The following is an 8,320-nucleotide window of genomic DNA, read 5'->3' as shown; positions in this document are numbered from 1 at the left end:
GGCCGGGCCCGGGTCTACGCCCCCGGCCCGGCCTCCTGCGCCGGCCGCTCCCCGCCCGCCCCGCCCCCGGTCAGCCGCAGCTCGTAATGCAGCGTCCGTTCCTTCTTCAGCCGGTGCACCAGTGGCACGAACAGGCCCTGGATCAGGGGGTATTTCCGGGTCAGTGACCGCTCGGCGCGCCGGTACTCCCGGGTCTGCGGGTCCAGCAGCCGCACCCGTGCCTGCACGGCGGGCCCGGTGGGGCGGCCCCGCCGGGTGGACGCGCAGATCTCCACGTCCGGGAAGTTCCGCATCCGCTTGGCCTTCCAGGCGCTGCCGTACGTACGGATATAGGCGTGGTCGCCGTCGACGGCGATATTGACCGGTGTGCCGACGCCGGTGCCGTCCCGCTTGTACGTGGTCAGCACGATCGTCCCTTGCCGCTCGAAGGGGGCGAGGCCGGGGCTCGGGGGATTCGTCATGGCTCCCATACAGGCACATCCGGCCTGTTTCGTCATCCCGTGGTGCGTCCGTTCGGGCGACAACCCGGGGTTCGCTCCCTCCGTACGAGGCGCTAGCTGCCGTCCCCGCTCGCCGTACGCCGCGACTCCTCGACGATCCGCTGCAAAGCCGCCGCGTGGGCCTCCAGCGCGGCCCGCCCGCCGTCGCTGAGGTTCACCCAGGTGCGGGGGCGCTTGCCGACGTACCCCTTGCGCACTTCGACGTACCCGTGTGACTGCAGCGTACTGATCTGTTTGGACAGGGCGGAGGGGGAGAGCCCCGCCGACTCCTTCACCCAGCCGAACTCGGCCCACTGTGCGCCCGCGAGCAGGGACACGATCGTCAGCCGGGTGGGGTCGAGGAGTACGGGGTCGAAGTCAGCTTCGGTCATCGACGGCGGTCTTTCCGCTGTGACCGCCACTGCGGAGGGTGGCCGAGAGCAGCACCTGCCGGCAGCGCGGCCCGAACAGGGCCAGACCGACGCCGGCCACCGCGCCCACCGCGGTCCGCCAGTACGGCACGCTGAGGTGCCAGTGCGGCGGGAACAGCTGGAGGGCCAAGGCCGCCACGAGTACGGCGAGCAGCGCGTAACGGAGGAAGCGCCCGGAGATCTCATGCCTGCGCGGGCGGACGGGCTGACCCAGCAGAGCCCCGCCCTTGCGGGTGTTGAGCAGTGCGACATAACCGAGGGAGAGTGCCCCGAAAGCCGCCGAAGCCCAGCCGGTCGCCGCCGGCCCGAGGAAGTCGGGGGAGGCGAAGAACACGAAGAACAGGACGCCGAACAGTACGTACACCCACCGGGAGCTGTCGGCCGAGGTGTGCGCTTCGTCCTGGTGCCGGTGGATGTCCCTCAGTGCGCGCGCTGCTTCGTCTGCCGAAGGGCGGGGGGCCTTGGATCCGGATGGCGATGACGTTGACGACATGCATAGCTCCTTGAGGTCGTTGCTCCAGCGGAATCAATTTCCTGAGAGGAAACTACTTTCCCGTGGCCGGGTTCGTCAACAGGGCGTCAGCTCTTGGGGCCTCGTGGTGGTGCCGCCAGTGATCCGGACGGGGAGGTGACGACAGGCCCCGGGCCGCTGTGCGGTTTGCCGGGGCGTCGGGCGGTGTGCCGGGCCGCTGTGCGGTGTGCCGGGGCGTCGGGCGGTCCCTCACCTGCCCCGGCGGTCCGGGCAGCGCCACAGGCCCCGGCGGTCCGGGCAGCGCCACAGGCCCCGGCGGTCCGGGCAGCGTCACCTGCCCCGGCGGTCCGGGAAACGCCACAGGCCCCGGCGGTTGCCCGCCGGGGCCTGTGAGGGTGCGCGGAGCCGTCGGGCGGCTACAGCTTGCCGATCACATGGTCGATGCAGGCCGTCAGGGCCTCGACATCCGACGGGTCGATCGCCGGGAACATCGCGATCCGGAGCTGGTTGCGGCCGAGCTTGCGGTACGGCTCGGTGTCGACGATGCCGTTGGCGCGCAGGGCCTTGGCGACGGCCGCGGCGTCGATCTCGTCGTCGAAGTCGATGGTGCCGATGACCTGCGAGCGCTTGGCCGGGTCGGTGACGAACGGGGTGGCGTACTTGGAGTCCTCGGCCCAGCCGTAGAGGGTGCGCGAGGAGGTGGCGGTACGGCGGACCGCCCAGTCCAGGCCGCCCTGGCCGTTGATCCACTCCAGCTGCTCGTTGAGCAGGAAGAGGGTGGACAGCGCGGGGGTGTTGTACGTCTGGTTCTTGAGGGAGTTGTCGATCGCCGTGGGCAGCGAGAAGAACTCCGGGATGTGGCGGCCGGACGCGTGGATGGCGCGGGCGCGCTCCAGGGCGGCGGGGGAGAAGGCCGCCAGCCACAGCCCGCCGTCCGAGGCGAACGACTTCTGCGGGGCGAAGTAGTAGACATCGGTCTCGGTGATGTCCACGGGCAGACCGCCGGCGCCGGAGGTGGCGTCGACCAGGACCAGGGAGCCGGCGTCGGCGCCCGCGACGCGCTTGAGGGGCGCGGCGACACCGGTCGAGGTCTCGTTGTGGGTGAAGCCGTAGACGTCCACGCCCTGCTCCGCCTCCGGGTCCGGGTGGCTGCCCGGGTCGGCGGAGATGACGGTGGGCTCGTCCAGCCACGGCGCCAGCTTGGCGGCCTTGGCGAACTTCGAGGAGAACTCACCGAAGCTGAGGTGCTGGGACTTGCGCTCGATCAGGCCGTGCGTCGCGATGTCCCAGAACGCGGTGGATCCGCCGTTGCCGAGCACGACCTCGTAGCCCTCGGGGAGCTGGAAGAGGTCGCGTACGCCGTCGCGCACCTTGCCGACCAGGTTCTTGACCGGGGCCTGGCGGTGGGACGTGCCGAGAAGGGAGCTACCGGTGGCGGCCAGGGCGCCGAGCGCCTCCGTACGCACCTTGGAGGGGCCCGCGCCGAAGCGTCCGTCGGCGGGCTTGATGTCAGCGGGAATCTGGATATCAGCCACGGAGGAAGCCTAATCCGTCGCGCTGTGGGCTCCGGCGGCGCGTCCAGCCGGTGAGACATCGACCGCTCGTACGGTGGACGGTGCCGGGGGCGTCACGCGTGCGGGGTGTCCGCCGCATAGACGGCGGTGACGGCGGCCGCGGCCTCGGCCATCACCCGGCGGGCCTCGGGCGGGCCGAGCACTTCGAGGGAGTCGCCGAACTGGAGCAGCTGACGGACGGCGCCGAGGACGGGGTAGGCCAGCTCGATGACTGCCCAGCCGTTTCCGGAATCCGCTTCCGGGCCCTGGCCGTTCCCTGCCTCCGCGTCCGCGTCCCCGCGGTTCCCCGCCTCCGCGTGCTCGCCGTGCCCGGCATCCCCGTGCTCGCCGTCACCCGTACGGGGTGGTCCGGTCAGTGCCCCGCCCAGGATCCGTACGGCCAGGTCGAGCCGGTCGCGGCGGATCCGGGCGGTCACCCTGACGTCCGCGGGCCGGTCCTCCACCTGGCGCCGCTGAGCGGAGGCGGTACAGGGGACGGGCCGGGCCCCGCCGACGAACCGACCCCCCGGCCGGCCGGCCTCCCCGCCCCGTTCCCCACGTCCTCGACCGGCCTCCCCGCCCGTTCCCCCAACTGACCAACCGGCCCTGCCGAGGCGCCATGAACCCGTCCCAGTGGGCAGGCTGGGGACATGGCTGATCGTACGGAGACGGAGAAGCGGAATCTGGCGGAGGAGTTGGCGGCCGCGGTGCGGGGGGAGGTCTCGTTCGCCGCGGCCGACCGGGCGCTGATGACGATGGACGCCTCGAACTACCGGCGGGTGCCCATGGCCGTGGTCGCGCCCCGGGACGCCGAGGACGTCGCGGCGGCGCTGCGGGTGTGCCGGGAGCATGCCGTACCGGTGGTGCCGCGCGGCGGCGGGACCAGCATCGCCGGGCAGGCGACCGGCGTCGGCGTGGTGCTGGACTTCACCCGGCACATGCGGCGCATCGTGTCGCTGGACCCCGCCGCCCGCACCGCCGTCGTCCAGCCCGGCGTCATCCTGGACGACCTGCGGGCCGCGGCCGGCAAACACGGACTGACCTTCGGCCCCGACCCCTCCACCCACAGCCGCTGCACCCTCGGCGGCATGATCGGCAACAACTCCTGCGGCTCGCACTCGGTGGCCTGGGGGACCACCGCCGACAGTGTCCGCGAACTGGAGCTGCTGACGTACGGCGGCGAGCAGGTGCGGGCCGGCCGCGGCACCGGCCCCACCGGCGCCCCCACCGGACTGCCCCCGCGGCTGCGGGACGGCGTAAAGGCCCTGGTGGACGGGGAGTTGGCGTTGCTGCGCACCGGCTACCCCGACCTCCCCCGGCGGATCTCCGGCTACGCCCTGGACGCGCTGCTCCCGGAGGCCGGCACCGACCTCGCCCGCGCCCTCACCGGCAGCGAGGGCACCCTCGGCGTGCTGACCGAGGCGACCGTACGCCTGGTGGAGACCCCGGCCGCGCAGGCCCTCGCCGTCCTCGGCTACCCCGACGAGAGCGCCGCCGCCGAGGCCGCCCACACCCTCCTTCCGCACCGGCCGATGACCGTCGAGGGGATGGCCGCCGACCTGGTGGGCAGCGCCGCCGGACTGCCCAAGGGCGGCGCCTGGCTGTTCGTCGAGATGGGCGGCGCGAGCCCCGGCGAGGCGACGGCGCGGGCCGAGGCGCTCTGCCGGGCGGCCGCCGCGGACGGCGCCACCGACCACACCCTCGTCACCGACCCGGCCGGCCAGCGCGGGCTCTGGCGGATCCGCGAGGACGCCTCCGGCACCGCGACCCGGCTGCCCGATGGCTCCGAGGCCTGGCCCGGCTGGGAGGACTGCGCCGTGCCCCCGGCCCGACTCGGCCCGTATCTGCGGGACTTCCGTGCCCTGCTGACCCAGCACGGCCTGCGCGGTACCCCCTACGGCCACTTCGGCGACGGCTGCATCCATGTCCGCATCGACTTCGATCTGCTGACCGAGCCCGGCATCCGCCGCTTCCGGGAGTTCTCCTACGACCTGGGCGAGCTGGTCGTCGCGCACGGCGGCTCGCTCTCCGGCGAACACGGCGACGGCCAGGCCCGCGCCGAACTCCTCCCGAAGATGTACGGACCCGAACTCGTCGGCCTCTTCGAGCGGTTCAAGTCGCTCTGGGACCCGGCCGCCGGGCTCAACCCCGGCATGCTGGTCCGCCCCGCCCGGCTCGACGAGAACCTCCGCTTCGCGCTGCTGCCCCAGCGCCCGGTCCCGGTCGAGTTCGGCTACCCGCACGACCACGGCGACTTCTCCGCGGCCGTCCGCCGCTGCGTGGGCGTCGCCAAATGCCGTAACACCACCACCGGTCCGGGCTCGGCGGACGTCATGTGCCCGTCCTTCCGCGCCACCGGGCAGGAGCAGCACTCCACCCGCGGCCGGGCCCGGCTGCTGCACGAGATGCTGGCCGGTGAGGTGATCACGGACGGCTGGCGGTCGCCGGAGGTACGCGATGCCCTCGACCTCTGCCTGTCCTGCAAGGGCTGCCGCAGCGACTGCCCCGTAGGGGTCGACATGGCCACCTATAAGGCAGAGTTCCTGCACCACCACTACGAGGGCCGGCTGCGCCCCGCCGCGCACTACTCCATGGGCCGCCTCCCGCAGTGGCTGCACGCCGCAGCCCCCGCCGCACCCGTCCTCAACGCCCTCGCCCGTACGCCCCTGTCCGCCGTCGGCAAACGCCTCGGCGGAATCGCGCCCGAGCGCCCGATCCCCGAACTGGCCACCGAGACCTTCACCCGCTGGTGGTGGCGCCGCCGCCGGACCACCGGCGCCCCTCATGGCGCCTCCGGCCGCACCGTCGTCCTCTGGCCCGACACCTTCACCAACCACCTCTCCCCCCAGGTCGGCCGCGCCGCCGTCCGCGTCCTGGAGGCCGCCGGCCTGCGCCCCCTCCTCCCCCCGACCGCACCCCCGCGCACGGGCATGTCGGGCCTCCTCCCGCGCCGCCACCGCCCCCTGTGCTGCGGCCTGACCTACGTCTCCACCGGACAGCTCGACCGGGCCCGCGCCGTCATGCGCCGCACGGTCGACATCCTCGGCCCCCTCCTCCGCGACGGCCGCCCCCTGGTCGTCCTCGAACCCAGCTGCGCCGCCGCCCTCCGCACCGACCTGCCCGAACTTCTCCCCGACGACCCCCGGGCGGCCCGCCTGTCCCGCTCCGTACGGACCTTCGCCCAGGCCCTGGAGGAGCTGGCTCCCGACTGGCGGCCCCCGCGCGTCGACCGCCCCGTCGCCGGCCAGACCCACTGCCACCAGCACGCGGTCCTGGGCGACGCCGCCGATCGCCGCCTGCGCGAACGCGCCGGCCTCACCGGCCCGTTGACCGGTGGCTGCTGCGGCATGGCCGGCAATTTCGGCTTCGAACGCGGCCACTACGACGTCTCGGTCTCCTGCGCCGAGGACCAACTCCTCCCCGCCGTACGCGAGGCCCCCGCCGACACCGAAATCCTCGCCGACGGCTTCTCCTGCCGCACCCAGCTGGAGCAACTGGGCGACCGGCCGGGGCGGCACCTGGCGGAGGTACTGGCGGAGGCGTTGGGGGAGGAGGCGTGATGTCTGTGTGCGGCAACCTCCGCGACTGACCGATCACCGCGGCCCGGCGCCATACTGACCGATCACCGCGGCCCGGCGCCATGGAGAACGCGGCCGGTTCTCCATGGCGCCGGTCGCCGTGAGTTCGCCCGCCGCTTCCCCTAAGGGACGTCTTCCCCTAAATGTCCCTGTCTAGCGCATCGCGCAGCCTCGCCGCCTGATCGGAGACGTCGGCGGGTCCGTATGCCGTGGCATGTGCACACCACTCCCGGCTCACCGTCAGTTCGCCACAACGTGCGGCAAGCAAGGCCAAGCGAAGAGCCGCTCGACCAAGACCGGCGTCCGCGGCGACGGTCCACCACTTGCGGGCTTCTGTCGCACTGCCCTGACGGTAGAGGAGCAGGCCGAGGTTGAACGCGCTGGCGCGTTGCCCCTTCCCGGCGAGCAGGCGCAACACTCGCTCGGCGACGTGAGGTGCGGCGTCGAAGGCGTTCATCCCGATGCCGCGAAGATCAGTCTCGTCAGTGGCGTGGCCTAGCGACGCTTCCCAGGTCCAGGATGGGATCTCCGAATCCGTTTGGTCCACAAGGTAATCGAAGGGGGCCCACCGTTCGTCCCCGGCGGCGTCCAGGCCGGGTAGCAAAAGACTGGTGACTTTATAGCGGATGCTGGATGCCCAGGCGAATGCCTCATCCAGGGATTCAGGGCGCAACACCGAGCCACCCGCCTCGGCGAGGTAGTGCTCGTGAAGTTTGGTCAGTAGGGCGGGAGACCAGGGCCCACGGAGACCCGTTCGAGCGAGATCCACAGCTGCCGACACCAAGGCCGCACCACGCGCGTGTCCATATGTGGAGATTGCTCGGCGCCATCTTTGGAGCAGCGCCGGCCCGGCTGCAAGGTACTCGGCTATACCAAAGAGCCTGTGGTGGGCGAAAGCGTCAAGAATGCGGGAGTCACCGCACTCCTGTGCACGAGACAGTTCGGCGCCACTCCAGCGGCGGTGCAGGTCGAGGACCTCAGCCCCCCGCAGTACCTGCGAACCAATAGAGCCGCCGTGCTCGTCGGTGAACGTCTCGTACGCCTTCAGGCGCATCGTGGCTACGACGGATGTCCCCAACGCTACAAATTCGGCAAGAACTTCGGGCTCCAGACCCTCCGGAACTAGGTACCTTTCCAAGTCATCCAGCCACACCACAGTGGCTGATTCAGAGCGTTCCACTGCCTCTGGAGCTTGGCGCAAGCTGCTGCCGACCGGTGGCGCCAGGACTCTGTGACTCGGGAACACAGCCCGGACCGCCTCGAATGCCGCACGCGTCTTGCCCGCCGTGGAATCACCGACCAGGATGATCAGGCCACCCTGTGTGATGCGTTCGCGTAAGGCGACATCGGCATCCCGGGGCACGTACGGGGGGAGCCTGCTGCCATCCGCACCTGGGCGCGCTCTGTGCGCGCCTGCCAATAGTGCGTCCCACTCGCCCGCGAGCGGCCAGTAGGCCGGGTTGCGCAGGTAGCGAGGGATCAGCGGCTCAGCTGCAGCATGAACCGTGAGCTGGTGGATCTCGCGGGCCTGGACGACGTTGGCCTGGCAGCCGCCCCAAATCTCGTTCTCCCCCATGCTGGCCACGGTAGCTCCTGCCGACTACCCACACGCCATCTCTAGTCCTCGCAGCACAGTGATGGACAGATCGCCCAGACCCTCCTCGCCTTGGTCACCGCCTTCACTGACCCCTTGCGTGCCGACGACGAGCTCGCACTAGGGCCTGTGTGTGGTTGTGATCAATCAGTTGCCTGCAGGAGGTCATTGACCCAGATCATCGAGGCGCGGAGGTGGAGGCCGGCGAGGTAG

Annotated in this window: 7 protein-coding genes; 1 reads left to right on the top strand and 6 read right to left on the bottom strand. The window is 71.6% G+C overall.

What is annotated here, in order from left to right; genetic code table 11:
• Nucleotides 1–14: 14 nt before the first annotated feature.
• The 5 genes from ACWGJY_RS37145 to ACWGJY_RS37125 form a co-directional block, all read right to left on the bottom strand.
• Complete coding sequence (locus ACWGJY_RS37145; RefSeq protein WP_453265314.1) at nucleotides 15–461, bottom strand: PPOX class F420-dependent oxidoreductase; 447 nt, start codon at nucleotides 459–461, stop codon at nucleotides 15–17.
• 92 nt (nucleotides 462–553) lie between these two features.
• Nucleotides 554–871, bottom strand: a complete 318-nt coding sequence (locus ACWGJY_RS37140) for a transcriptional regulator (protein WP_453265313.1) — start codon at nucleotides 869–871, stop codon at nucleotides 554–556.
• Complete coding sequence (locus ACWGJY_RS37135) at nucleotides 858–1,403, bottom strand: hypothetical protein (protein WP_453265312.1); 546 nt, start codon at nucleotides 1,401–1,403, stop codon at nucleotides 858–860. The genes ACWGJY_RS37140 and ACWGJY_RS37135 overlap by 14 nt, the downstream gene beginning before the upstream one ends.
• A gap of 395 nt (nucleotides 1,404–1,798) precedes the next feature.
• Nucleotides 1,799–2,917, bottom strand: a complete 1,119-nt coding sequence (gene serC / locus ACWGJY_RS37130) for a phosphoserine transaminase (RefSeq protein ID WP_453265311.1) — start codon at nucleotides 2,915–2,917, stop codon at nucleotides 1,799–1,801.
• A gap of 92 nt (nucleotides 2,918–3,009) precedes the next feature.
• Nucleotides 3,010–3,372, bottom strand: a complete 363-nt coding sequence (locus ACWGJY_RS37125; RefSeq protein WP_453265310.1) for a hypothetical protein — start codon at nucleotides 3,370–3,372, stop codon at nucleotides 3,010–3,012.
• 213 nt (nucleotides 3,373–3,585) lie between these two features.
• On the opposite strand from ACWGJY_RS37125, the gene ACWGJY_RS37120 reads away from it, so the two are divergent.
• Nucleotides 3,586–6,495 (top strand): FAD-binding and (Fe-S)-binding domain-containing protein, encoded by a 2,910-nt coding sequence (locus tag ACWGJY_RS37120; protein ID WP_453265309.1) that lies wholly within the window; start codon nucleotides 3,586–3,588, stop codon nucleotides 6,493–6,495.
• 157 nt (nucleotides 6,496–6,652) lie between these two features.
• On the opposite strand, the gene ACWGJY_RS37115 is transcribed toward ACWGJY_RS37120, so the two are convergent.
• On the bottom strand, nucleotides 6,653–8,089 hold the full coding sequence (locus ACWGJY_RS37115; protein WP_453265308.1) for a hypothetical protein: 1,437 nt from the start codon (nucleotides 8,087–8,089) through the stop codon (nucleotides 6,653–6,655).
• Nucleotides 8,090–8,320 lie beyond the last annotated feature (231 nt).

The organism is Streptomyces sp. NPDC054765, assembly GCF_053612065.1.
The sequence above is the reverse complement of the archived record's forward strand: the minus strand, read 5'-3'. Positions and strand labels throughout refer to the sequence as shown.

What these genes read in the sequence shown, in the direction of transcription:
- ACWGJY_RS37135 (WP_453265312.1), bottom strand. Translation starts at nt 1,403, where the DNA reads ATGTCGTCAACGTCATCGCCATCCGGATCCAAGGCCCCCCGCCCTTCG.
- ACWGJY_RS37145 (WP_453265314.1), bottom strand. Translation starts at nt 461, where the DNA reads ATGACGAATCCCCCGAGCCCCGGCCTCGCCCCCTTCGAGCGGCAAGGG.
- ACWGJY_RS37115 (WP_453265308.1), bottom strand. Translation starts at nt 8,089, where the DNA reads ATGGGGGAGAACGAGATTTGGGGCGGCTGCCAGGCCAACGTCGTCCAG.
- ACWGJY_RS37120 (WP_453265309.1), top strand. Translation starts at nt 3,586, where the DNA reads ATGGCTGATCGTACGGAGACGGAGAAGCGGAATCTGGCGGAGGAGTTG.
- ACWGJY_RS37140 (WP_453265313.1), bottom strand. Translation starts at nt 871, where the DNA reads ATGACCGAAGCTGACTTCGACCCCGTACTCCTCGACCCCACCCGGCTG.